At 71.9% G+C, this 23,459-nt stretch carries 25 protein-coding genes; 12 read left to right on the top strand and 13 right to left on the bottom strand.

Going from position 1 to position 23,459, the window contains the following annotated elements; translation table 11 throughout:
- Positions 1 to 16: 16 nt before the first annotated feature.
- The 6 genes from ABZT18_RS10765 to ABZT18_RS10740 form a co-directional block, all read right to left on the bottom strand.
- Positions 17 to 835, bottom strand: coding sequence for a class I SAM-dependent methyltransferase (locus tag ABZT18_RS10765; protein WP_354994332.1), 819 nt, complete (start codon positions 833 to 835; stop codon positions 17 to 19).
- Positions 832 to 1,857, bottom strand: coding sequence for a glycosyltransferase family 4 protein (locus tag ABZT18_RS10760; protein ID WP_354994394.1), 1,026 nt, complete (start codon positions 1,855 to 1,857; stop codon positions 832 to 834). Before ABZT18_RS10760 ends, ABZT18_RS10765 begins: the two co-directional genes overlap by 4 nt.
- 71 nt (positions 1,858 to 1,928) lie before the next feature.
- Positions 1,929 to 2,327, bottom strand: coding sequence for a 6-carboxytetrahydropterin synthase (locus tag ABZT18_RS10755; protein ID WP_354994333.1), 399 nt, complete (start codon positions 2,325 to 2,327; stop codon positions 1,929 to 1,931).
- Positions 2,328 to 2,329: 2 nt separating this feature from the next.
- Positions 2,330 to 3,313, bottom strand: coding sequence for a zinc-binding alcohol dehydrogenase (locus ABZT18_RS10750; protein ID WP_355251125.1), 984 nt, complete (start codon positions 3,311 to 3,313; stop codon positions 2,330 to 2,332).
- A gap of 197 nt (positions 3,314 to 3,510) precedes the next feature.
- Positions 3,511 to 3,804 carry a hypothetical protein gene (locus ABZT18_RS10745; RefSeq protein WP_354994335.1) on the bottom strand — a complete coding sequence of 98 codons (294 nt, stop codon included), beginning with the start codon at positions 3,802 to 3,804 and terminating at the stop codon, positions 3,511 to 3,513.
- A gap of 64 nt (positions 3,805 to 3,868) precedes the next feature.
- On the bottom strand, positions 3,869 to 4,462 hold the full coding sequence (locus ABZT18_RS10740) for an XRE family transcriptional regulator (RefSeq protein WP_355251122.1): 594 nt from the start codon (positions 4,460 to 4,462) through the stop codon (positions 3,869 to 3,871).
- A 74-nt stretch (positions 4,463 to 4,536) separates the two neighbouring features.
- Here ABZT18_RS10740 and ABZT18_RS10735 point away from each other — a divergent pair, with 74 nt between their 5' ends.
- From ABZT18_RS10735 to ABZT18_RS10725, 3 genes are all read left to right on the top strand, one after another.
- Positions 4,537 to 6,111: a bifunctional NAD(P)/FAD-dependent oxidoreductase/class I SAM-dependent methyltransferase gene (locus ABZT18_RS10735; protein WP_355251119.1), complete on the top strand. Its 1,575-nt coding sequence runs from the start codon at positions 4,537 to 4,539 to the stop codon at positions 6,109 to 6,111.
- A gap of 241 nt (positions 6,112 to 6,352) precedes the next feature.
- The gene (locus ABZT18_RS10730) at positions 6,353 to 8,011 is read left to right on the top strand and encodes a hypothetical protein (protein ID WP_355251116.1); all 1,659 of its coding nucleotides are present in this window, start codon (positions 6,353 to 6,355) and stop codon (positions 8,009 to 8,011) included.
- Positions 8,012 to 8,229: 218 nt separating this feature from the next.
- Positions 8,230 to 9,624 (top strand): FAD-dependent oxidoreductase, encoded by a 1,395-nt coding sequence (locus ABZT18_RS10725; protein WP_355251113.1) that lies wholly within the window; start codon positions 8,230 to 8,232, stop codon positions 9,622 to 9,624.
- On the opposite strand, the gene ABZT18_RS10720 is transcribed toward ABZT18_RS10725, so the two are convergent.
- The 3 genes from ABZT18_RS10720 to ABZT18_RS10710 are packed head-to-tail and all read right to left on the bottom strand — an operon-like array spanning position 9,581 to position 12,255.
- On the bottom strand, positions 9,581 to 10,414 hold the full coding sequence (locus tag ABZT18_RS10720) for a nucleotidyltransferase domain-containing protein (RefSeq protein WP_355251110.1): 834 nt from the start codon (positions 10,412 to 10,414) through the stop codon (positions 9,581 to 9,583). The genes ABZT18_RS10725 and ABZT18_RS10720 overlap by 44 nt on opposite strands.
- Positions 10,415 to 10,450: 36 nt before the next feature.
- Positions 10,451 to 11,791: a hypothetical protein gene (locus ABZT18_RS10715; protein ID WP_355251107.1), complete on the bottom strand. Its 1,341-nt coding sequence runs from the start codon at positions 11,789 to 11,791 to the stop codon at positions 10,451 to 10,453.
- Positions 11,792 to 11,796: 5 nt separating this feature from the next.
- A complete protein-coding gene (locus ABZT18_RS10710; protein ID WP_355251104.1) occupies positions 11,797 to 12,255 on the bottom strand; it encodes a hypothetical protein in 459 nt (152 codons plus the stop codon).
- 103 nt (positions 12,256 to 12,358) lie between these two features.
- Between ABZT18_RS10710 and ABZT18_RS10705 the strand changes: the two genes are divergently transcribed.
- Positions 12,359 to 13,204, top strand: a complete 846-nt coding sequence (locus tag ABZT18_RS10705) for a copper resistance protein CopC (RefSeq protein ID WP_355251101.1) — start codon at positions 12,359 to 12,361, stop codon at positions 13,202 to 13,204.
- Between the two features lie 242 nt (positions 13,205 to 13,446).
- Positions 13,447 to 15,852: a ricin-type beta-trefoil lectin domain protein gene (locus tag ABZT18_RS10700; protein WP_355251098.1), complete on the top strand. Its 2,406-nt coding sequence runs from the start codon at positions 13,447 to 13,449 to the stop codon at positions 15,850 to 15,852.
- 50 nt (positions 15,853 to 15,902) lie between these two features.
- Here ABZT18_RS10700 and ABZT18_RS10695 read toward each other — a convergent pair whose 3' ends face one another.
- Positions 15,903 to 16,871: a hypothetical protein gene (locus ABZT18_RS10695; RefSeq protein ID WP_355251095.1), complete on the bottom strand. Its 969-nt coding sequence runs from the start codon at positions 16,869 to 16,871 to the stop codon at positions 15,903 to 15,905.
- A gap of 167 nt (positions 16,872 to 17,038) precedes the next feature.
- Positions 17,039 to 17,425 carry a DUF2267 domain-containing protein gene (locus tag ABZT18_RS10690; protein WP_354994345.1) on the bottom strand — a complete coding sequence of 129 codons (387 nt, stop codon included), beginning with the start codon at positions 17,423 to 17,425 and terminating at the stop codon, positions 17,039 to 17,041.
- Positions 17,426 to 17,604: 179 nt separating this feature from the next.
- Between ABZT18_RS10690 and ABZT18_RS10685 the strand changes: the two genes are divergently transcribed.
- The 3 genes from ABZT18_RS10685 (at position 17,605) to ABZT18_RS10675 (ending at position 19,026) form a co-directional block, all read left to right on the top strand.
- Positions 17,605 to 17,937 (top strand): nuclear transport factor 2 family protein, encoded by a 333-nt coding sequence (locus ABZT18_RS10685; protein ID WP_355251092.1) that lies wholly within the window; start codon positions 17,605 to 17,607, stop codon positions 17,935 to 17,937.
- Between the two features lie 187 nt (positions 17,938 to 18,124).
- Positions 18,125 to 18,544 carry an ATP-binding protein gene (locus ABZT18_RS10680; protein ID WP_354994347.1) on the top strand — a complete coding sequence of 140 codons (420 nt, stop codon included), beginning with the start codon at positions 18,125 to 18,127 and terminating at the stop codon, positions 18,542 to 18,544.
- Positions 18,545 to 18,648: 104 nt separating this feature from the next.
- Positions 18,649 to 19,026, top strand: a complete 378-nt coding sequence (locus ABZT18_RS10675; protein ID WP_354994348.1) for a nuclear transport factor 2 family protein — start codon at positions 18,649 to 18,651, stop codon at positions 19,024 to 19,026.
- 153 nt (positions 19,027 to 19,179) lie between these two features.
- Here the strand turns inward: ABZT18_RS10675 and ABZT18_RS10670 are convergent, their stop codons facing one another.
- Positions 19,180 to 19,650 carry a molybdenum cofactor biosysynthesis protein gene (locus ABZT18_RS10670; protein ID WP_354994349.1) on the bottom strand — a complete coding sequence of 157 codons (471 nt, stop codon included), beginning with the start codon at positions 19,648 to 19,650 and terminating at the stop codon, positions 19,180 to 19,182.
- Positions 19,651 to 19,847: 197 nt separating this feature from the next.
- Here ABZT18_RS10670 and ABZT18_RS10665 point away from each other — a divergent pair, with 197 nt between their 5' ends.
- Positions 19,848 to 20,252 (top strand): hypothetical protein, encoded by a 405-nt coding sequence (locus ABZT18_RS10665; RefSeq protein WP_354994350.1) that lies wholly within the window; start codon positions 19,848 to 19,850, stop codon positions 20,250 to 20,252.
- A 48-nt stretch (positions 20,253 to 20,300) separates the two neighbouring features.
- On the opposite strand, the gene ABZT18_RS10660 is transcribed toward ABZT18_RS10665, so the two are convergent.
- The gene (locus ABZT18_RS10660) at positions 20,301 to 20,849 is read right to left on the bottom strand and encodes a DUF1062 domain-containing protein (protein ID WP_354994351.1); all 549 of its coding nucleotides are present in this window, start codon (positions 20,847 to 20,849) and stop codon (positions 20,301 to 20,303) included.
- A gap of 254 nt (positions 20,850 to 21,103) precedes the next feature.
- Here ABZT18_RS10660 and ABZT18_RS10655 point away from each other — a divergent pair, with 254 nt between their 5' ends.
- From ABZT18_RS10655 to ABZT18_RS10645, 3 genes are read left to right on the top strand one after another with little or no spacing between them, the layout of a single operon-like run.
- A complete protein-coding gene (locus tag ABZT18_RS10655; protein ID WP_354994352.1) occupies positions 21,104 to 21,361 on the top strand; it encodes a hypothetical protein in 258 nt (85 codons plus the stop codon).
- Between the two features lie 14 nt (positions 21,362 to 21,375).
- Positions 21,376 to 22,782 carry a selenium-binding family protein gene (locus tag ABZT18_RS10650; protein WP_355251089.1) on the top strand — a complete coding sequence of 469 codons (1,407 nt, stop codon included), beginning with the start codon at positions 21,376 to 21,378 and terminating at the stop codon, positions 22,780 to 22,782.
- The gene (locus ABZT18_RS10645) at positions 22,779 to 23,408 is read left to right on the top strand and encodes a hypothetical protein (RefSeq protein ID WP_355251086.1); all 630 of its coding nucleotides are present in this window, start codon (positions 22,779 to 22,781) and stop codon (positions 23,406 to 23,408) included. Before ABZT18_RS10650 ends, ABZT18_RS10645 begins: the two co-directional genes overlap by 4 nt.
- The last annotated feature ends 51 nt before the right edge of the window (positions 23,409 to 23,459 follow it).

Below are 23,459 nucleotides of genomic sequence, written 5' to 3'. Positions count from 1 at the left end.
CCAGGTCGTGAACGGTTCATCCACCCGCGAGGAGGTCGCGGTGCTCGACCAGCACGGTGAGCCGGCCGGCCGCCGCGTCGGCGAGCCGGCGCTGGGCGTACGCCTGGGCGGGGCCGGCCAGGTCCGGGCGCTGCGCGCAGGCGGCGCCCAGCCAGCCCCGGAACCACTCGGCGGTCAGGTCGGCCTGCTCCGGGCCGAGGCGCCACGGGCTGGGCCGTTCCCGCACGTCGACGCCTCGCCGGACGAACGCGGCGGCGGTGGCGGCGACGGCGTCCGGGCCGAGCAACCGCCGGCCGTCGACGGTCCGCCGCTGGTGGTCGTTGAAAGCGGCCTCGACCTCCCCGTCCAGTGGATCCGCCGGGGTGAACCGGACCCGCCCGGTCACCGAGATCGCGAACAGGGTGGGCCGACCGACACAGGCAGCCACCACCCGGTCGACCTCCTCGGCGGTGAGCATGTCCAGCAGCGCGGACGCGGTGACCAGGGAGCCGCCGGCCAGGTCGGCGGCGCTCAGACGGGTGAGGTCGCCGCACCGGGTACTCACCGTGACCGGGGCACCGTCGGCGGCGGTCACCCCGGCCATGCCCTCGGCGGCTCTGGCCAGCAGGTCGGCGTCGCGGTCGTAGAGCACCCAGTGCTGCGGGCCGGACAGCCGGGGGGCAAGCCAGCGGCTCATCGAGCCGGTGCCGCTGCCCAGGTCGTGGATCACCGTCGGATACTCCCCGGTCAGCCGGGGGCGGACAGCGTTCAGCAGGTCCTCGTCACGGGCCGCCGCGTCGGCCGGCTCGCGCAGCCGCAACCAGTCGGCGAACGGCAGGGTCTCCTCGACGGTCATTCCGCCACCTCCTCGAGCACGGCGGCCAGCAGCGCGGTCGTCACCGGCCAGTCGGTCAGGGTGTCGCGCCGGGCGAGGGCCGCACGCCGCAGCCGGGCCCGCAGCTCGGCGTCGCCCAACCACCAGCTCAGCGCGCCGGCCAAGGCCGCCGGGTCGTCGGGCGGGACCAGCAGCCCCGGCAGGTCACCATCAGGGGTACGCCCCAGCGCCTCCGGTAGGCCGCCCACCTCGGTGCCCAGCACCGGCAGGCCGCGGGCCAGCGCCTCGGTGACGACCATGCCGTACGTTTCGCCCCGCGACGGCAGCACGAGCAGGTCGGCGGCGGCGTACGCGGCGTCCAACGCCTCCCCGGTCAACGGGCCGGCGAGCCGCACCCGGTCGGCGAGGCCCGCGCCGGCGAGCCGGTCGCGCAACCGCTGGACGAGATCCGGCTCCCGGGTCAGCGTGCCCGCGCAGACCAGCGTCCAGGGCACTCCGGCCAGGGCGGACAGCGCGTCGACCAGCACATCGTGCCCCTTGTGCCGGCTGACCGCCGCGACGCAGAGCAGCCGGTTGCCGTCGGCGGAGCCGGGTGCCAGCGGTGCCGGGCGTACCCCGGGAGGCGCGGCCCGGATCCGGTCGGCGAGCGCCGGGTGGCGGGCCACCAGTTGGCGACCGGTCCACACACTGCTGGTGACCACGGCCCGCGCGGTGGCCAGCGCCCGGGCCTCGGCCTCGTCGTCCAGCGGCATGTGCACCAGGACGACCAGGCGCAGCCGGCTGGCGTGCGGGGCGAGCAGGTCCGGCACGGTCGAGGCGATCAGACCGTCGAGCAGCACCACGGCGTCGTCCGGCGCGGCGGCCAGCAGCGCGGCCAACTCCGCCCGGTCGGCCCGGCCGGGGTGCGGCCACGCCCCGGGCACCGCGTGCTCGTGCACCACCCAGCCGCACTCGCCGAGCCCCGCGCAGATCCGCCGGTCATAGGTGTTGCCGCCGCTGGGCGCGACCGGGTCGTCGATGTCGCCGGGCAGGACGACGTGCACCGCACGGCGGTGCTGCCCGAGGACCGGGGCGACGCCGGGCCGGTCGAGCGGCGCCGACCCGCCCGCGTCGGTCACAGCGACCGTTCGTAGCTGGCCCACGCGACGTGCGACTCGTGCAGGGTGACGGTGATGCCAGCCAGCTCGCGCGCCCCGGCTCCCAGCTCACCGGCGTGTACCCGCTCAGCCAGCCGGTCGGCGACCGTACGGGCCAGCACCTCGGTGGTGGTGTTCACCCCGGCGAACGCGGGCTCGTCGTCGAGGTTGCGGTAGGACAGCTCACCGACCACGGCCCGCAGCTGCTCCGTGGCCAGGCCGATGTCGACCACAATGCCGTCGGCGTCCAGGTCGGCACGACGGAACGTCGCGTCCACCACGAACGTCGCGCCGTGCAGACGCTGGGCCGGGCCGAACACCTCGCCCCGGAAACTGTGGGCGATCATCATGTGATCCCGAACGGTCACGCTGAACACGGTCACTCCCCGTCGTCATAGGTGATGAGGTGGCAGAGCGCGGGCAGGTCACCCGTGCTCAGTCGGGCGAGCACGTCGGGCAGCTCGGCGAACCGGGACGCGCCGGTGATCAGCGCGTCGAAGGCCGGGTCGTCGAGCAGGTCCAGGGCGAGCGCCAGCCGGTCGGTGTAACTGCGCCGCCCCCGTCGGGCGGGTGCGACCATCCCGACCTGGCTGCTGCGTACGGTCAGTCGTCGCGAGTGGAACGCGCCGCCCAGCGACACCTGCACCGGGCGGTCGCCGTACCAGCTCAGCTCGATGACCGTGCCCTCCGGCGCGAGCAGGTCCACCGAGCGTTGCAGGCCGGCGCCGGTGGCGCTGGCATGCACGACCAGGTCCCGGTCACCGGTCGCGTCGGCCGGTTGGGCGAACCGGACACCGAGCGCCCCGGCCACCCCGGCCCGGCGGGTGTCAGTGTCGATCAGCTCCACGTCCACGCCCGGGAACCGGGCGAGCAGCGCCGCGACGCAGCAGCCCACCATGCCCGCGCCGACCACGCTGACCCGGTCGCCGACCAGCGGCGCCGCGTCCCAGAGCGCGTTCACCGCGGTCTCCACCGTGCCGGCCAGCACCGCGCGGGCGGGCGGCACCCCGTCGGGCACGGGCACCACGGCGGTGGCCGGCACGACGTACGCGCTCTGGTGCGGGTGCAGGCAGAACACCGTCCGCCCGAGCAGCTCCGGCGGGCCCTGCTCGACGACGCCGACGCTGAGGTAGCCGTACTTCACCGGGCCGGGGAAGTCACCCTCCTGAAACGGCGCGCGCATCGCGGCGTACTGGTCGGGGGGCACCCGGCCGGCGAAGACCAGCGTCTCGGTGCCCCGGCTGACCCCCGAGTAACAGGCTCGGACCAGCACTTCGTCCGGGCCCGGGGCGGGCAGCGACACCGGCCGGATCTCCGCCACGCCGGGCTCACGCACCCAGCAGGCGTACGCCTCGCGGATCACCGTCGCGCACCTCACCTTTGCTCCCGGCCGAACCGAACGGCCACGTTCTCCATGTTCCCTGTCAGGGTCGTCGATCATAAACACGGAGCTGCGGAGTCCACAGTTCGAAGCAGTCCGATGATCGGGCTGAGCGTGTGGCAGTCTGATCGCGTCGGCTACGCGTTCGCCACACTCGACGTGCGGCAGTAGTCGTACCGTCAGCCAAGACCTTGGTGGGCGGACCACAGCGCGCTGGCGCGGCTGGCGGCCTGGTCGACGAGGGCGGCCAGCTCGGGCCTGTCGGGCAGTGGGAACGAAACGTAGGTGCCGCGACCGCCAGCGGTTGGTCGGCCGTACGCCTTTGCCGCGAGGCGCCCGTCCGGGAGAAGCCGGACGTTGAGTGTGGTCAGCATGAACTCCTCACCGCGTCGTTCGTCGGTCCAGCGGAGCTCTTCCGGGATCGTGACGTTGATGGCCAAGGCGCTGACCTCGGGGAGGACGTCGCTGCTCATGGACGCATGTTCTCACGCGTGGACTGAAGTTGAGCTCGGTGTCATGCGCGTCGAAGATCCCCGACTACCCCTTGTCGGAGGCGGCGGGGCGGGCCCGGACGTGCAGCCGCTCCCCCTGCGGCCCGAAGAGGACAAGGGCCTCGGCGGTGCCGGGGCCAGGGTTGAGGACGCGGTGCGGGATCCGGGTGTCGAACTCGGCCACCTCGCCCGAGGTCAGCGTCAGGTCGTTCTCGCCGAGCAACAGGCGCAGCCGGCCGGAGAGCACGTAGAGCCACTCGTAACCCTCGTGGGTCTGCTGGGTCCGATCGCCGATGGGCGCGTCCGGCGGGAAGATCAGTTTGAAGGCCTGCATGCCGCCCGGTCGGCGGGTCAGCGGCAGAAACGTGATGCCGTGCATGACGATCGGTTTGGGGCGTACCCGTGGGTCGCCGGTGGCCGGCGCGTCCACCAGCTCGTCCAGTTGCACCTGGTAGGCCCGGGCCAGCGGGAGCAGCAGCTCCAGCGTGGGCTTGCGGGTGCCGGATTCCAGCCGGGACAGGGTGCTCACCGAGATGCCGGTCAGGTCGGCGAGCTGGGTGAGCGTGGTTCCTCGCTGGTGGCGCAGGGCGCGCAGCCGGGGGCCGACGGCCGCCAGCGCGGCAGTGTCCTCGTTTGCCATAACGGCAAGGATAGTTGCCGCCGGTCCGGCGACGGCGGATGGTGGGCTCAGCCGACAAATACAGGGAGATACCGGTGGACGAGACATACGACGTGGTGGTGGTGGGCGGCGGCGCCGCGGGGCTCAGCGGAGCCCTGGCGCTGACCCGGGCCCGACGGTCCGTGCTGGTGATCGACTCCGGTGAGCCGCGCAACGCGCCCGCCGACCAGGTGCACAACTACCTGGGCCGGGAGGGGACGCCGCCGGGCGAGCTGGTGGCGGCCGGGCGGGCAGAGGTTGCCGGGTACGGCGGGCAGTTCCGCACCGGGCGGGTGGAGGCCGCGACCCGCGACGACGACGGTTTCCGGCTCAGCCTCGACGACGGAGGTTCGGTGCGGGCCCGTCGGCTGCTGGTGGCCACCGGGCTGACCGACGAGCTGCCCGACGTGCCCGGGCTGGCACAACGGTGGGGCCGCGACGTGCTGCACTGCCCGTACTGCCACGGCTGGGAGGTCCGGGACCGTCGGATCGGCGTGCTGGCCACCGGGCCGCTGGCCGTGCACCAGGCCGAGATGTGGCGACAGTGGAGCTCCGACGTCTTGCTCCTGCTGCACGACGCCCCCGCACCGGACGAGGAGGTCGCCGAGCGGCTCGCCGCCCGGGGCATCGCCGTGGTGCCGGGTCCGGTCGCCGCGGTGGAGGTGACCGGGGACGCGCTGACCGGCGTACGCCTGGCCGACGGCCGGGTGGTGGCGCTGGACGCGGTCGTGGTGGCGACGCGGTTGACTCCCCGCGCCGACCTGCTGGTGGGGCTGGGTCTGGCCCCGGAGGAGGTGATGATGGGTGAGCACGTGATCGGTGCCCAGATCCCGGCCGACGCCACCGGGGCGACAACCGTCCCGGGTGTCTGGGTGGCCGGCAATGTCGCCGACCTGCGTGGCCAGGTCATCACGTCCGCCGCTGCCGGCCTGAACGCCGGGGCGGCGATCAACGCCGATCTCATCGCCGAGGAGACCCGCGACGCGGTGGCCGCGTACCGGCAGTTGGTGGCCACGACGTTCGAGGAGCCGGCGTGGGAGGAGCGTTATCAGTCCCGGCCGGCGGTGTGGAGTGGGCGGCCGAACCCGCAGTTGGTCGCCGAGGTCGCGGACCTGGCCCCTGGGCGCGCGCTGGACGTGGGTAGCGGCGAGGGCGCCGACGCGGTGTGGCTGGCCGAGCGCGGTTGGCGGGTGACGGCGGTGGACATCTCCGCCACCGCGCTGGGCCGGGCCTCGGAGCACGCCGACGCCGCTGGCGTCGGCGACCGGATCGAGTTCACGCACGCCGACCTGCGCGACAAGCCGCCCGCCGAGGAGGCGTACGACCTGGTGTCCGCGCAGTTCATGCACCTGCCCCCGGTGCAGCGGCAGGAGTTGTTCGCCCGGTTGGCCGCAGCGGTGGCACCGGGCGGTGTCCTGCTGATCGTCGGGCACCACCCGTCGGATCTGTGGACGTCGGCGCGCCGGATGCACATGCCGGACATGATGTACACCGCCGAGGACGTCGCCGCCGCCCTGGACCCGTCGCGCTGGGAGGTGCTGGCCGCCGAGGCCCGCCCCCGCCCGGCCACCGACCCGAACGACCAGGACATAACCCTCCACGACGCGGTCCTCCTGGCTCGCCGCCGCTAGTCGGCAACCCCGCGTCGATCATGGAGTGGTGGCGGGTGACAAAGGTGGCGGATCGCCAGCTTCCCGGCACCACAAGTCCATGATCGACGCGGGAAGGGGGCGACGTTGCGCGGTGGTGTGAAAGGTGGAGGGGCGGGACTTCGCATGGGGTCGGCTCGGCGGTAGCGTTGCGCCACACTGACGGCTCGCGCGGGGCAGGCGGCCGCCGACCCTGGCACCCCGATCATACGGAGGATGGTGCATGTCCATCGGCGCTGAGCCGCACGCAGTACGCGACGACGCGGCCTCGCGGCCGAGCTTCGAGCTCGCCCTGCGCGGCTACGACAAACGTCAGGTGGACCGGCACCTGGAGCAGCTCGACGGGCAGATCGCGATGCTGAGCCGGGAGCATGGGCAGTCCGCCGTACGGGTCCGTGAGCTGACCGCCGAGGTGCAGCGGCTGCGTGCCGAACTGGCCGACCTACAGGAGCAACCGGTGCAGGTGGACCGCGCCTCATTCCACGATCTGGGCCCGATGGTCGGCGAGATCATGGCGCTCGCCGAGAAGCAGGCCGGGATGATCACCGAGTCGGCCACCGACCGGGCGAACGAACTGCGCAGCGAGTCGGAGCGAATCCTCGCCGACACCCGAGAACGGGCCGCGCAGGCACGCCAGGACCTGGCGGAGGAGGTGGCGGCCCGGCGAGCCGAGCAGGAGCAGGCGTACGAGGAGCGGCGCGCCCTGGCCGAGGCCGAGTTGACCGCGATCCGCGAGCACGCGGAGCAGCTGCGCGCCGACGGTGAGGCCACGCACGAGCGCGCCCAGCACGAGGCGAAGCGGATCACCGAACAGAGCGCCCAGCAGCTCAACCAGACCCGGGTCGCCGCCGACGCGCTGATGAAGTCGGCCCGTACCCAGATCCAGCAGGAGCTCCAGTCCGCCCGCTCCAAGAACCAGCAGGAGATGGCCCAGTGGCAGGCCGCCGTGGAGCGGGAGGTCAACGAGCGGCGGACCGCCGCCGAGCAGGAGATCGCCGAGCAGCAGGCCGCCGCTGAGCAGGAGCTTGCCGAGCAGAGCAACGCGACCGAGCAGCAGATCGCCGCCCTGCTGGCCGAGGCGCAACAGCACGTGACCGAGCTGCGCAACCGCGCCGACGAGCAGGCCGCCAGCCACCAGGAGCAGCTCACCGCCCTGCAGCAGGAGATCGAGGAGCGCCAGGAGGAGGCCACCCAGCTGCACGCCGAGCTGGACACCGCCCGCGAGCAGCTCGCCGAGGTCCGCCAGGAGGGCGAGACGCTGGAGAACGAGCTGTCGCGGATGCAGCAGCGGCTGAGCGAGGTCCGCCGGGATCTGACCGCCGAGAGCGCCCGGCTGGACGAGGCCCGACGGGCCGGGGATTCCGCCGAGCGGCACGCCAAGGAGGTTCGTGCCCGGGTGCAACGGGAAGCGAAGCGGGTGGCCGACCTCGCCTCCGCCGCGGTCATGGCCGCGGCCGCCGGCGGTCCGGAGACCGCCGAATACCCGATGGTGGGTTCCCGTTCCAGCGCCGACCGGCACACCTTCGACCGGCAGACTATCGACCGGCACACCCTCGACCGGCCCGGAGCCGAGCGACCCGGCGACCGGAGCGTCGCTGAGCGACCCTCCACTGATCAGCCCGTGGCCGATCACGCCGGCAGTGACGATTCCGTGATCGACCACGCCGGCAGCGACCAGCTCGGTGATGAGCACCGTGGCGGACCGGCCATCGCGGACGTACCGGCGAACGTGTCCGCCGATCGGACAGCCGTCCCGGACGGGCCCACCGACGATGCCGAGCCGGTCGCCGAGCGGATCTTCACCCGACCTGACGCCCCAACGCCCGTGCCGTTCCTGGCCTTCGGGCAGCCGGTCAGCGAAAACGGCGCGTCCCGGCACTGACCTCAGCGGCGATATGTGGTGATCAATTGATCGAGGTAGGGGCGGTGGACGGCAGCCAGTCAGCGAGAACGGCCGTCCAGGACTGAGCTCCACGGCGGTAGCGAGGCGCTTCTGCCCGGATCCGGGGCGGCGGTCCCGTCGGAGCTGGCAGGCTGGGCTGGCCGCCGCCCATCAGCGGCGGCCTGCCGGCCCGGGCTGGCGACCGAGAGGAGCGCCCGGTGACCGACCGACCGGAGGAGTTCGACCTGCTCGTCGTGGGCGGCGGCAAGGCCGGAAAGACGTTGAGCATGGACGTGGCCCGGTCCGGGCAGCGGGTAGCCATGGTCGAACGCGGCATGATCGGCGGCAGCTGCATCAACGTCGCGTGCATCCCGACGAAGGCGCTGGTGACCAGCGCGCGGGCGGCACGTCACCTGCGTGGCGCCTCCGCGCTCGGCCTGGTGGTCGAGGGCGGCCGGGTCGACGTGGACCTGTTGCGCGCGCACAAGCAGGACGTCGTCGAGGGGATGGTGGCCGCCAACCGGCAGCAGTTCCTCGACTCCGGTCTGCACCTGGTGATCGGCCAGGCCCGGTTCGTCGGCCCTCGGACCGTGCGGGTGTCGCTCGCCGACGGCGGTGAGCGGCTGCTGCGCGGCGCCGACGTGGTGATCAACACGGGTACCCGCCCGCATCTGCCGTCGGTGCCCGGAATGGACCAGGCCGGGGTGCTGACCAGCGACACGCTGCTGCGCCTGGACCGGCTGCCGGCCCGGCTGGTGGTGCTCGGCGGCGGCGCCGTCGGGGTGGAGTTCGCGCAGATGTTCGCGTCGTTCGGCAGCACGGTGACGCTGATCGAGGGCGGCCCCCGGCTGCTCACCCGCGAGGATCCCGACGTGAGCGACGCGGTGACGCGCGTCTTCCTGGACGACGGCATCGACGTGCGCGTCGGCGTCACGGTCGCCCGCGTCGACCGTGACGCCGACGACACGATCCAGGTGACGCTGGACGACGGCAGCCTGGTGACCGGGGATGACGTGCTGGTGGCGGTCGGCCGGGAACCGGTCACCGACGGGCTGGGCCTGGACGCGGCCGGCGTCCGGCTCGACGACCGGGGCTTCGTGGTGGTCGACGAGCAGCTGCGTACCAGCGCCGAGCGGACCTGGGCGGCCGGGGACGTCGCCGGCAGCCCACAGTTCACCCACGTCTCGCTGGACGACTACCGGATCATCCGGGCGAATCTCGCGGGTGGGCAGCGCAGCACCGCCGACCGGCTGATCCCGTACACCGTGTTCACCACCCCGGAGCTGGCCCGCGTGGGGCTCACCGAGACCGAGGCGCGCCGCGCCGGGTATGACGTCCAGGTCGCCCACCTGCCGGTCGCCGCGATCCCCCGGGCGCGCACCCTGCGCCAGACCGAGGGCATGTGGAAGGCGGTCATCGACACCGGCACCGACCGGATCCTCGGCGCGGCGCTGCTCGGCGCCGAAGTCGGTGAGGTGATCACCTCGGTGCAACTGGCCATGCTCGCCGGAATGCCGTGGACCGCCCTACGGGACGCGGTCATCACCCACCCGACGATGGCCGAGGGCCTCAATCTGCTCTTCGCCTCGATCCAGTCCCGCCCGGTCCGCTGACGGTGACGCGGCCGGCTGGCGCGGAGGCGGCGATCTCGTCGCGTACCCGTTGTTGGAAGGCCCGGGCCTGGACCCCGGTGGGCGGCGGACCACCGTGTCGCGCGGCGACCGCGCGACGGATCACCTCGGCCCGGTCACCGGCGTCGATCAGCCGCTGACCGGCCGCCACCTTCGCGAGCCAGACGCCGTCGCGGTGACGCACCAGCGATCGGCAGGCGCCGAGCACCGCGTCCTCCGTACCGGGTGCGGGCTGGTCGTCCGGCGGTGTCGGCAGGGCCAGCCACCAGGACAGCGCCTCGATCAGCAGGCGGCGCAGGTCAGCCGGGGTGAGGTCGGCGAAGGCCTCCCCCGCTGGCGGCCCGAGCAGCGGCAGCCCACTCTGGTGCAGGATGCTGCGATCCAGCCCGTACCAGAACCGGCCGTCGGCGGCCGGCCGGTCGGCGGGGTCGAGGGTGCAGCGGAACGGCATGCCGGACCCGGTGTTCAGCTCGACCTCGAAACCAGGCTCCGGGGTGCCGGAGGCGGCCACCGCCCGTCGGTAGACGACCAACTCCAGCCCGCGCGCCGGGCAGGGCAACGCCTCGTGCCGCAGGCGTGCCACCAACGCCCGTTTGGCGGCCTCGGTGAGCGGCCCGGCGCTGACCAGCGCCACGTCCACGTCGCTGCGGCCGGCCTGGTACGCGCCGAGCCCCACCGACCCGGCCGCGTACGCGCCGACCAGATCGGCCCCGAGCACGTCCCGGGCGGCGTCGACCAGGTCATCGAGGTAGCGCTGAAGTTCGGAGTCCACGAGCCATCTTGACTCAAGGGCCGGGACCGGGCTGAACTACCCCGCGTAGAGCAACAGCAGACCAGCGACGGTGTACGCGACCATCAGCCCCAGCAGCGGGAGTTGGCCGGCCACCGCCCTGGCCCGGGGGAACAGGTACAGGGCGCGGTCGTGGGCGAGCAGCGTGCCGAGCAGGTGCCCGAGGATGATGACGGTGATCTGGAGGGTGGCCACCCCGGAGGGCGTGACCAGCCCGGTGTACGGCTCCCAGCCGGCGGTGCCGAGCCAGTTGGCACCGGTGCCCAGAGGGTCGGAGAGCAGCGCCACGGTGCGCTGACCTTCCAGGATCAGCAGCGAGTAGTAGTGCGCCACCACGTAGCCCACCGCGATCGGCACGATCGAGTGGGCGATCTCGCCCGGCACCCCTCGGGCGTCGGTCGGGTCGGCGCGGCCGATGCGGGCCGCGGCTCGGGTGGCGGCGAGGTACGCCACCGCGACGGCGGCGACGACGAGGATCAGCCCGACGCTGCCGGTGACCGCCGGGTGCAGGCCGTTCTCCTGACTGAAGCGCAGCCAGGCCGGCGCGTTGGAGAGGCTGTCGTACATGGTCGAGCCGAGCAGCACGGTCACCACGGCGACCAGCCCGGGGCGAGGTCGCAGCCCGGCGATCCCGTCGAGCGGGTTGCGCCACACCAGCACGCCATCCGTGGCCCGGCCGATCGGGGCGAGCTGACCGATCAGCGCGCTGTACACCTCGAACGGGTCGGCGCGGTCGAACCAGCCGGCGCCGAACACCGCCGCCCCCGCCAGCATGACCACCGCGTACGCGGCGAGCCAGGCGGTGATGACCGGCAGGGTGGCCCGGTCGGGTGCGACCAGTTCCAGCCAGACGAAGCCGAACAGGGTGACGGCGGCCGGCCACAAGCCCATGCCGGCCGGCAGCGCTCGGATTCCACGGTTCGGGTCGCGCCGCGCTGCCAGTGCGGCGAGCAGGTGCACGGTACGCAGCGGGTTGACTGTCCGCCAGACGGGGCCGAGCAGTAGCGACAGCGGCGCCAGCCCGACCCAGAGCAGCACGTACAGCGCGCCCGCCGTCGGGTTGTCCGCGGTGTCCGGCCCGCCCAGCAGACCCAGGCAGAACCAGGCGGCGGCGAGCAGGCCGAGCCCGCGCAGTGCCCGCCGGGATGTGGGCGCGTCGACGAGCCGGGTGAGCCATTGCGGCACCGGGCGGCCACCGGTGGCGTCCCGGTCGAGTCGGGGTTCGCGCCAGAGCAGGCCCAGCGCGAGGAACGTGACGACAAGGGTCAGTGCGGCGGCGATGACGAGCTGCGGCAGCGTGATCGGCAGGTCCTGGCGGCCACCGACGCCGTGTGCCAGCAGCGTGGGAGCGGCCGTCATGTCGCTCAGCGGACGACGAGCTGGAACAGCACCAGCTCGGTCTCGTGCGTCTCCACCTCGAACAGCCCGGTCTTGTCGGCCCGGAACTCCACCGAGCCGGGCGTGCCGGCCGGCAGTCGGGCGCCCAGGTCGTAGCCGTGCACGTGCAGCTCGTCCGCCACATCGGAGGTGACAGTGATCCGGACCAGCTCGCCCTTACCCACGGTCACCCGCCCGGTCGGTGGGTCGACCCGCCGCTTCGCGATCGTCACGGTGATCTGCCGGTCCGCGGCCGGGGTGCTGGCAATGGCGCTGGCGCTGGGGCTGGTCGTGGCGGCGCTTGGCGGCGCGGCGGACGTCGGTGGCGTTGAGGGGGTGGCCACGGAGGGGTCGTCGCCCTGCCCGCAACCCGTGAGGAGCAGCGCGGTGAGGACGCTGGCGGCGAGGGCGGCGGAGGTGCGGAAGGCGGGGGTACGGACGAACACGGGCGGACTCCGAACGACGCGAGGGGGACGGGGTGTCGAGTTGATCGTCGGGGTGAGAACTCTACGTCTTGTTCGGCAACGGGGAAATGACCATGATGAACGAATGCGATCGAGACTGGTCACTGCGCGTCACGTCCTGAGCCGCACGATGGCGGCGCTGGCCGCGACGCTGGTGGTGTCGCTGCTGCTGCCCGCCGCTCCGGCTTCCGCGCACGGCCAGTTGGCGACCTCCACGCCGCTGACCGGCACCGTTGTGCGCGAGCCACTGACGCAGGTGGCGTTGTACTTCACCGAGAAGCCGGCCTCCAACGCCCACTTCACCATCACCGGGCCGAATGGGTCGCGAGTGGACAGCGGCTGGTCGAACGGCGAGCCGAAGCGCCTGGACAAGCCGGTCCAGGAATATTTCATGGTCAACGGCGTGTTCGAGCCGCGGCTCTACCACACGGGCTTCCCGGCCATGGTGACCGTCGCGCACTGGCCGGCGAAGGGCCGCTACACGGCCAACTACCTCTCCGTCGCCTCCGACGGTGAGGCGGTACGCGGCACCGTCACCTTCGACTACCAGGGTGCGAGCACGGCGGCGCCGGCCGGCTGGACGGCGCCCACGGCCGGGCCGGAGCCGGCACTGCTCGCCCTGATGGAGGGCACGCCATCGGCGAACCCGGGTGCGGCCGGCAGTCCGGCGGCCGTTACCCCTGCCCCGGCGAACGATCCGGCCGGCGCCACCGAGAAGCAGCAGGACGGTGGGTTCCCGGCCTGGCTGGTGCCGGCCCTGATCGTCGCCGTGGTCGCCGCCATCGTGCTGGTGGCGGCCCGCCGTCGACCCGCCGCGCGCTCGGCCTCGACCCCGAGCCGCCGGCCCGCCAGTTCGACACGCAAGGCCGGCGCTCCGGCCCGCAAGGCCGCCAATCGGGCCGGCGGTCCGGCCCGGCGCGGGCGGCGCTAGGCCGCCGTACCCGGCATTCTTCGCGTACCGCCATGAACTTTCGCACGAACATTGAGAACTTTTGATGTATCGACGCGAAGCCATGGACAGTCCCATCGAAACGCCTTAATGTCTCGACCCATCAACCCGGTGTTTCCGCATCGTCACTCGTCGGCGTCGAGGACGTTTCGGAGCCGGGCCGGCGGCCACCCCCACCACTGATCCACAGGCCGTCGGACACTCCGCTCTCTCCTGGAGGAACGATGGGCACACGCCTGCTACGCCGACTCCGCAGTCCTGTCCTGGGTGCGCTGACACTCGTCCTCGCCGCCGGCCTCTGGGCCGTCCCGGCTACCGCAGCCCCCGCCCAGGAACCGGGTGTCACGCTGCGCGTCTTCGACGTGCAGGTGCCGCTCTCCGAGATCTGCACCCTCAAGCCCGCACAGACCCCGAACGTGGACAGGCTGATGTCCACGATCAACTGGACGTCGACCGCCGACTTCGGCTTCGACAACAACTTCGTCTCGCAGGTGCTCGGCAACATCACCACCACCCAGGCCGGCAGCTACACGTTCCGGCTCAGCAGCGACGACGGATCCAAGCTGTCGATCGGCAACACCGTGGTGATCAACCACGACGGCCTGCACGGCGCAACCCCGCCGAAGGAGGGCACCGTCACCCTCGCCGCCGGGCTGCACCCCCTGCGCATCGACCACTTCGAGCGCGACGGCGGGCAGCAGATCACCCTGGAATGGAAGACCCCCGGGTCGTCGTCCTTCGTGGTCGTGCCGAACTCGGCGCTGAGCACCGACGCCGGCGTGGTCCGGGTGACCGCACCGGGCCGCAAGGAGTGCCTGGGGATCACCGACTCCCCCGGTGACGGCCTGCCGCTGACCGCTGTGCACCCCGGCTACACGCTGACCAACCTGCGGCCCTCCGGCTTCCAGCCCAAGGTCACCGGCATGGACTGGCTGACCGACGGCCGGCTGGTCATCTCCACCTGGGGTGGCAGCGACCAGTCCGGCACCTCGCAGGACGGCGAGGTCTGGATCATGAGCAACACCGGCGGCACGACCGGGCCGGGCACCGTGACCACCAAGAAGATCGCCGGCGGCCTCAAGGAGCCGATGGGGCTCAAGGTCGTCGACGGGGTCGTCTACGTCTCGGAGAAGCAGCGGCTGACCCGGCTGGTGGACACGACCGGCGACGAGGTGGCCGACCAGCTCCAGACGGTCGCCACCTGGCCGTACGGCGGGAACTTCCACGAGTTCGCGTTCGGCCTGCTCTACCAGGGAGGCTTCTTCTACCTGAACCTGTCGGTGTCGATCAACTCCGGCGGCGCGACCACCAACCCGCAGCCCGCCGCCAATCGGGGCACCACCCTCAAGGTCAACAAGGACACCGGCGCGGTCAGCTACGTCGCCGGCGGTTTGCGCACCCCGCACGGCATCGGATGGGGCCCGGAGGGTGGCATCTTCGTCACCGACAACCAGGGCGGCTGGCTGCCCTCGTCGAAGCTGGTGCACATCAAGCAGGGCCGGTTCTTCAACCACTTCACGAACCCGGCCGGCCCGTTCGACACCAACCCGGTCACCCCGCCGGTGCTCTGGATGCCACAGAACGAGATCGCCAACTCGCCCAGTACGCCGCTGTACCTGACCAGCGGTCGATACGCCGGCCAGTTCGTCATCGGCGACGTGACGTACGGCGGCCTTCAACGGGCCTCGGTGGAGAAGGTCAACGGCGAGTACCAGGGCGCGCTGTTCCGGCTCACCCAGGGCCTGGAGGCGGGCGTCTCCGAGGTCAACCTCGGCCCGGACGGCGCCATCTACGTCGGTGGGCTCGGCGCGGGCGGCAACTGGGGCCAGACCGGCAAGCTGTCGTACGGCCTGCAGAAGCTCACCCCGAACAGCACCACCGCGTTCGAGATGCTCGCCATGCGGGCCACCACGGCCGGCTTCGAGGTGGAGTACACCCAGCCCGTCTCGACCGACACCGCCGCCGACCTGGCCGCGCACTACAAGATCAAGCAGTGGCGGTACCAGGCGACGGCAAGCTACGGCGGCCCGAAGATCGACGAGGAGACGCTGACCGTCACCTCGGCCACCCTCTCGGCGGACGGGAAGAAGGTCACCCTCGCGGTGGCCGGTCGCAAGGCCGGGCGGGTCGTCCACCTGCGCTCGCCTCGCCCGTTCACCTCCACCAGCGGCCAGTCACTGTGGAGCACCGAGGCGTGGTACACGCTCAACTCGATCCCGGGCAGTCCCCCACCGCCGGCTGGAGGGACCATCACCGGGGTGGGCGGCAAGTGCCTGGACGTCGACAACGCCGGCACCGCGGACGGCACGAAGATCCAGCTCTGGAACTGCAACGGCACCGGAGCGCAACTGTGGACCCGGGTCGGCGAGACGTACCGGGTGCTGGGCAAGTGCCTGGATGTGGACAACGGCGGCACCGCCAACGGCACGAAGGTTCAGCTCTGGACCTGCAACGGCACCGGCGCACAGGTATGGCAGCCGCAAGCCGATGGGTCGATCCGCAATCCGCAGTCCGGCAAGGTCCTGGAGGCCGCAGGCGGTAGCACCGCGGACGGCACACAGATCCAGCTCGGCACGTACGCGGGCGGCGCCCACCAGAAGTGGGTGGTCAGTAGTGGGGTAACCGGCTGACGGTGGGTGAGGGGCGTGGTCTGGCCGCTGGTCAGGCCACGCCCGGTCGCTCAGCGGAAGAGCACCGGTCGATTCGCCCGGGCGCCGACCAGCTGACCCCGGATGTTGATGTCCTCGATCGTGTCCGTCACCAGCACACCCCGGGTGGTCAGGTCGGTCATCACCCCGTTGCGCCAGAGAAACGGGTGCCACTGAGAGGTGGTGGTGCTGAGGCCCACCACCACGCCCCGGTCGTTGATGGCGGTGGCTCGGCTCCAGCTTCCACCGAGGGTGCCCAGGTCGGTCAGCGTCCCGTTCTGCCAGCGGAACGCCCGTCCGTCAGCCGAGCCCACCACCTGACCCCGGTTGTTGACCCCGAGGGCCTCGCCGCCGATCTGGGTGAACACCCCGTCGCGCAACCGGCCGCCGACGCAGGTGCACGGGTAGTCCTGCGGTGGCACGTTGAACCCGCCCACGACGTCGCCTGAGTTGTTGAAGTCGCTGGTGAACTCGTAGAAGTACTCCCGACCCAGGTCGGTGAAGACGCCGTTGCGCCACAGGAAGCGGTGCGGCATGTCGCCACCCGGTTCGCTGGTGCCGAGCACCTGCCGCCGGTCGTTGACGCCGATCGCCACGCTGTTCTCCCCGCCCAGGGTGCCCAGGTCGAGAAGGTGGCCGTCGCGCCAGAGCACCGCACGAGTCAGGTAATCCGTGCCGAAGGAAGTGATGGCCACGTCGCCGAACTCGTTGACGTCCACGGCGGTGGAATCCGTGTCGCCCGGCAGCACGCCGAGGTCGGTGATGACGCCGTGGCGCCAGAGCACGGCGTGCCGGGCGCCGCTGGCGACGGTGCTCCACCCGACGATGTCGCCGCGGTCGTTCATCGCCGTCGCGGCGCCGTCGCCCCCGCTCAGGGTGCCGAGGTCGATGACCCGGTAGGTGTGCGGGGACGCGGCGGCGGGAGCGGGGGCAAGGGTGGTCAGCGCGACGACGGTCGCCGCCGCAGCGGTCAGCAGGGTGCGCGGGGACACCATGGGCATCAAGGGGGCGCTCCTCGGCTCGGAGCGGCGGAGGCCCGGCGAGTAGGCGCGACCAGGCACCACCACTGCGCGTTCGATCGGTAACGCACAGTAGACGTGGTGCCGCGACGGCGCGCCAGGGACCGAACGGTCATCGATGCCTGGGCGTCCGCCGGTGAAATTGTCGGTCAGGGGCCGTGCGGCAGCGGCTGGGCCAACGCCCGCAGATCCGCCGGGAGTTGGGCCAGCGCGTCCTCGAACTCCCGATGCCCGACCACCCGGTGCATCGTCTGGAGGACGGCCCGGATGCCCCGCTCGGCGGTGGGCCGGTCGATCCCGGCGCGGTCGGCCACCCGACGCAGGAACTCGTCGTAGCCGAACGCTTCCGGCGGCTCGGCGGCCTTGACCAGCAGCGGGCTCAGCTCGTCGGCCAGGTGGGGGGCCAACGCGCCCGCCTCACCGCCGCTGAGCCGCTCGGTGAGAGTCCGCAGAACGGCCTCGGTCAGTGGGCGCGCCTGCTCCGGCGGGACGCCCGCCCGCGCCGCAACCTTGTCGACGAACGTCAGCTCGGCCATGCCCCCGCCCTTCGTTCCGGAAACGCGTGGCTACCCGTGCCCACCGGCAGCAAACCCGGCAGCCGGAGCGCGATGGTTCTGTTGGTTGCTCCGCGCCACGCTGTCCCCTTCTCGTACGGTGAGGTCGGACCGGGAACCCGGCCGCTGCCCGGCGGCGGTCCGTGCCGCAGGAGGAACAGATGGCGGTCGACCTGCCCTACGTGATCGATCGGTACTTCCGGGCCATCAACGACCAGGACCTGGATGCCTTCGTCGCCTGCTTCTCGGACACCGCGAGCGTTGCCGACGAGGACCGGCTGTACGACGGACGGGCCTCCATCCGCGCCTGGCGGCAGAAGACGATGGATGCCTACGCGTACACGTCCGAGCCGGTACGTGTCACGCCGCAGGCGGGCGACTCATACCTGGTCCTCACCCGGGTGTCCGGCGACTTTCCCGGTAGCCCGGTCGAACTGCGGTACCGGTTCACACTGCGCGACGACCTGATCGGTGCCCTGGACATCCGTCCGTAGGGCCGGGCTGATCGACCCCCGAACGGACGAGACAGCCAAGGGGCCGGCGGGTGACATGATGTCGCGAAACCAGCTGGCGCTAGGAGAAGGGTTGTTGCTGCCCGATGGCGCACTTGGAGGCTCGCACGTCCGCGGCACCCGGACGGGTCGTGGTGACGATGACCGGCGACCCGCGACCGGCGGGCTGATGCCAGCCGAGCGACGGGAGACCGTGACCGAGCAGCGCGTCTCCGCCCGCCTCGCGGACACCATGGCGTACGAGGTGGCGACCGATGTGCGAGTGCTACGCGCGTTCGTCAGCGCCGGGGCGCTGGCCCGGGGCTTGCCACCCGAGCGCGTGGAGCTGCTGACGCTGGCGGTCAGCGAGCTGGCCACCAACACCTTGCAGCACACCACCGACGGCGGCCGGGTCCGACTCTGGGCCGAACCGGGCCAGCTGTTCTGCGACGTCGTCGACCATGGGCCGACGCGGGTGTTCGGCCGGGGCATGCCGGCCGCTGACGCGCTGCGGGGTCGAGGGCTGGCAATCGTGGAGCAGGTCTGCGACGAGGTCGCCGTGCTCACCGGCCCCGATGGGACCGTCGTACGGATCCGCCTGAGTCTGTGAACCGGGCGGCGATCCACACCCGCTCGGGCCACCTTGGCTGCCACAATGCGGACAGCCCGGGCCGACGGTGACACCGGGTTGGCCCCGATCGGGAGGACGGCACGATGCCGGACAGCGCACGCGAGGCAGAGCTGCTCGATGCCGAGCGCACCCTGCAGGCCGCCCAGCGGGCCGGCGACGTCGCCGCCCTCGACCAGTTGCTCGTCGACCAGCTGATCGCCATCGGCCCGGACGGCCGTACGTACACCAAGCAGGATGACCTGGCCGCGTACCGGGACCGCCGGTCGGTGGTGGAGGAGTTGGTCGAGGAGGAGCTTGACCTGCTCGTCGTCGGGTCGACCGGAGTGACGTTCTTCCTTGGCCGGGTGGCTGGCGTGTTCGAGGGGGCACCGGTCGCCGCGCGCCTGCGCTACACCCGGACCTGGGTCCACGACGACCTGCACGGCTGGCGGGTCATCGCGGCACACATCAGCCCGGTCTGACCGGCCCACCGGTTGTCTGCGGATCCGCCAGCCGTGCCGCCACCACCAGGTCGTTGAGCTGAGCCGACCCGGCCGGTTGCTCGGGCAGCCGGGTGTCGTGTTGCGCTGGTCGAGCCGCGACAGCAACTCGGCGAGGTCGCGTTCGGCGTCTCCTCAGCTCACAACGGCGTCGACCGGGCCGATGCGCAGGGTGCCGTCGTTGAGGGGCGTGCAGCGGATGCCACCCGTGGTGCGCAGCGCCTTCCACGCCCCCGGGCCGACGGTGACGTCCATCCAGGCGCAGGGCCGGGCCGCCCGGTTGACCCGCAGGCTGACCGGCCCGTCTCCGGAGTCCAGGACCAGCACCCGGCCGATCAGTTCGTCCACGGCGATCCCCGTGGTGAGGATGTTGCGCCGGACCTCCGCCAGGCCGACGCCGACCGGCAATGACTCCCGGGCGATGACCGTGACGCTGGCGTCGCGGTGCGCCTCCTGGCCGAAGTACCGGTCGCCGACGATGCCGAGGCCGGCCCGGATCTGGACCATCTCGACCAGCTCACCGGGCGGGGCGGGCGCCGGACCATCGGCGGGCCGGCCCAGGAAGCGGTGCACGGGCGAGGCCAACAACTCGACGATCTGCGGCATGGCAGGGATTCTACGAACCGGACCTGGTCCTGCGGGCCAGGTCGCCGGACCGGGCCGCCGGGTGGCGGCGGGACCGGTGCCCAGTTCGACGTCCCGACACGAAAACGATCACCTTGGCGACGCTGAGGGTGGTCAGGTACGCATCTGGGTACCGGTGCTCATTCCGCTTCTGGTGCCACGCCGGGCATGATCACCGGATGACGGCGATGAGGGGTACGCGCGCACTGCTCGGTGTTCTGTTCCTGGCGGCTGCCACGGTCGGGGTGTGGTTGCTCTGGCTGGGCTGGGACACCGAGTACACGGTCGATGCCGAGACCGGCAACACCAGCGGCCCTTACGAGCCCTGGCAGGTGATCGGTTGCGTGCTGACGCTCGTGCTGCTGGCCGCCCTCGCCGGTACGCGACTCAGCCCGTGGTTGGTGGGGGCGGTGATGGCGGTGGCCTTCACGGCGGCCTGGACGTGGCAGGCGGCGTCCAGTGACGACAGCGGGCTGTGGGCTGTCGGGGCGGTGCTGGTGCTGATCGGGATGGCGATCGGCAGCACCCTGGTGAGCCTCGCGGCGCGGCGGCTCAGCCGTCGTCCGGCCGGCCGCCGCGGCTAGGGCCTGCCCGGCGGATCATGCCGGACAGACCCGTGGTCCCGAGGAGGCTCAGCGCTTGAGCGTGAAGGTGAAGTCGCTGGAAAGCTTGCCGCTGAGCCGGACTGCCGAAACGAGTTTCCCCTCCGCGATCAGTCTGTCGACCTCGGCCCGCGAAAGACCGCAACCTTCAGCGATCAGTCGCACCGGCCGGACAGGGATCCGCGCCGCGAAGCGGACCGAGACGTCGATCATCTCGCGGTGCAGGTGATCGGTTCCGCCGGTGTCGAGGCGCCAGGCATTGCGCCAGTCAAGGGCGATGTGATTACGGTGCTGCACGACCGGATCCTGGAGCAGCTCAGCTGTCAGGCCGGGGTCGTTGTCATGCAACCGGTCCAGCAGCTCAGGTCGTATGGAGCGCACAGTCATCCGCTCCAGGACCGTGATCTTTGCGGTTTCCCCGCAAGCGATACAGAGCGCGAGGAGCCAGGCGTCGATGAGCTTGTGGTTTGCGTTGACGCGAAATTTACCGCTTGCCCGGAAGCGCTCGGATGCGCACGCGTGGCAACGGCGGCGAAGGAGTGGCAGGCAGGTGGGCACGACCGCCCAGATTTTGAGCACAGAAGTACACCGGTTTCAGTGAGAAGTCCGCAGCAAAAGGAGCGCGGCGCGCATGGCGCGACGCGCGACAAATCAGCGCTCGGGAGGTCTCACAGGGTGTACAACGGGACACCTTTGACTAGACGACGTGGTTCGGCGGCACCGTAAGGGCACGCGGCGGCGCTGCGCCACTGGTTTTCGAGCGCCTCACCGCCACGTTCCATCCGGCTGATATCCGACCTTGCGCTGCGCGTGCTGGAGAGGAGGATGTTGGCATGGCGTCGCGGACTGCGGGCCACCTGACCGGCGCGACGCCGGTGTTGACCGCCCACGCGGTGCGCCGGGCGTTCGGGCCGACGGTCGTGCCGGCCGGGGTCGACCTGACCATCGCGCGAGGCGAGGTGGTGACCCTGCTGGGCGGCATCGCCGCGGACCTGCCCGTCGACCTGGCCCCCACCCGTACGCCGGACGACCCGGCCTTCGGCGCGCTGCGCCGGCACCTACTCCACCGACTCGGCGTTCCCACCACCTGACGAGCGGAGACCCGATGACCCGCTGGACTCCCGATCCCACCTTCTACCCCTCCCCCCGAGAGGCGGCGACCGCGCCGGCGGAGAAGCTCGCCTACGTGGCGGCCTTCGACCGTACGGCCAGCCGCCCGGACGCCATCGTGGTGCTGGACACCGACCCCGACTCCCCCGACTACGGCACAGTCGTCGGTTGGACCGACCTGCCGCACCTCGGCGACGAGCTGCACCACTTCGGTTGGAACGCGTGCAGCAGCGCACTCTGCCCGACCGCTCCACACCCGCACGTCGAGCGGCGGTACCTGATCGTGCCGGGTCTGCGTTCGTCGCGGATCCACGTCATCGACACCCAACCCGACCCGCGCCAGCCACAGGTCATCAAGGTGATAGGGCCGGAGGAGCTGGCGAAGCGAGCCGGTTACTCCCGTCCGCACACCGTGCACTGTGGCCCGGACGGCATCTACCTCTCCGCCCTCGGTGGCGCCGACGGCGCGGAGGGCCCGGGAGGAATCGCCATCCTCGACCACACCACCTTCGAGGTACGCGGGGCGTGGGAGGCCGACCGGGGCCCACAGTTCCTGGCGTACGACGTGTGGTGGCACCTCACTCAGGACGTGCTGGTGACCAGCGAGTGGGGCACTCCGTCGATGATCGAGGACGGCATCATCGGTGAGTTGCTGCTGGGCCGGCGGTACGGCCACGCCATCCACTTCTGGGACCTGGCGAAACGTCGACACGTGCAGCGGGTCGACCTGGGCGACCAGTACCAGATGCCGCTGGAGCTACGCCCGGCGCACGACCCGACGAAGTCGTACGGGTTCGTCGGGGTGGTGATCAGCGTCGAGGACCTGTCCGCCTCGGTCTGGCTGTGGCACCGCGACGGTGATGCCTGGGCGGTCACCAAGGTGATCGACATCCCGGCCGAACCGGCGGACCCGGCGGACCTGCCCGACCTGCTCAAGCCGTTCGGAGCGGTGCCGCCGCTGGTGACCGACATCGACCTGTCGGTCGACGACCGGTTCCTCTACGTCTCCTGCTGGGGCACCGGGGAGCTACGCCAGTACGACGTCAGTGACCCGCTGCACCCCGTGCAGACGGGCTCGGTGCACCTCGGCGGGATCGTCCGCCGCACGGCACACCCGTCCGCGCCCGACGAGGCGTTGGCCGGCGGACCGCAGATGGTGGAGGTCAGCCGGGACGGCCGGCGGGTCTACGTCAGCAACTCCCTCTACGGCGCCTGGGACGACCAGTTCTACCCCGACGGGGTGGGCGCCTGGCTGGCCAAGCTCGACGTCGATGTCGACGCGGGCGGGCTCACCCCGGACTCGAGGTTCTTCCCGCACGGGGACGAGTTCCGGGGGCTGCGGGTGCACCAGACCCGGCTGCAGGGCGGGGACGCGTCCTCCGACTCGTACTGCTTTCCGTGACCGTCACGACCTGGGCGACGCTCGCCGCGCTCGGCGCGTTCCACGGCCTGAACCCGGCGATGGGCTGGCTGTTCGCGGTGGCCCGCGGCCTGCAGGAGCGCAGTCGGGCGGTCCTGCTGCGTTCGCTGCTGCCGATCGCGGCGGGGCATCTCGCCTCGGTGGGGATCGTCGCCGCACTGGTGACCGCGACCCGGTCGGTGACGGCGAGCAGCGCCCTGGCGGTGGTCGGCGGGGTGCTGCTGGTCGCCTTCGGGCTGTGGCGGCTGCTCTCCGAGCGGCACTTCCGCTGGGCGGGGATGCGGCTGTCCGCGGCGCAACTCGCGGGCTGGTCGTTCCTCATGTCGTCGGCGCACGGCGCGGGGCTGATGCTGCTGCCGCTGCTGGTCGCCGAGCCGGTGCCCGGGGGCCACTCCGGGCACCTGGCCGCCGCACCGGTGGGTGCGCTGCCGGGTCTCGCCGCGGCCGGGGTGCACACCGTGGCCATGCTCGGCACGGCCCTGGCCATCGCGATGCTGGTCTACCAGGTGCTCGGGGTCGGGGTGCTACGTCGGGCGTGGTTCAACGTCGATCGGCTCTGGGCCGGCGTGCTGGTCGCGGCCGGGCTGGTGACACTGATCCGGGCCTGACCGTCCATCGACGCGCCATAGTGGATGGACGGTATGTGTGATCTCATGACG

The sequence above is a fragment of the Micromonospora sp. NPDC005291 genome, assembly GCF_040607415.1.
GTDB lineage: Bacteria > Actinomycetota > Actinomycetes > Mycobacteriales > Micromonosporaceae > Micromonospora.
The sequence above is the reverse complement of the archived record's forward strand: the minus strand, read 5'-3'. Positions and strand labels throughout refer to the sequence as shown.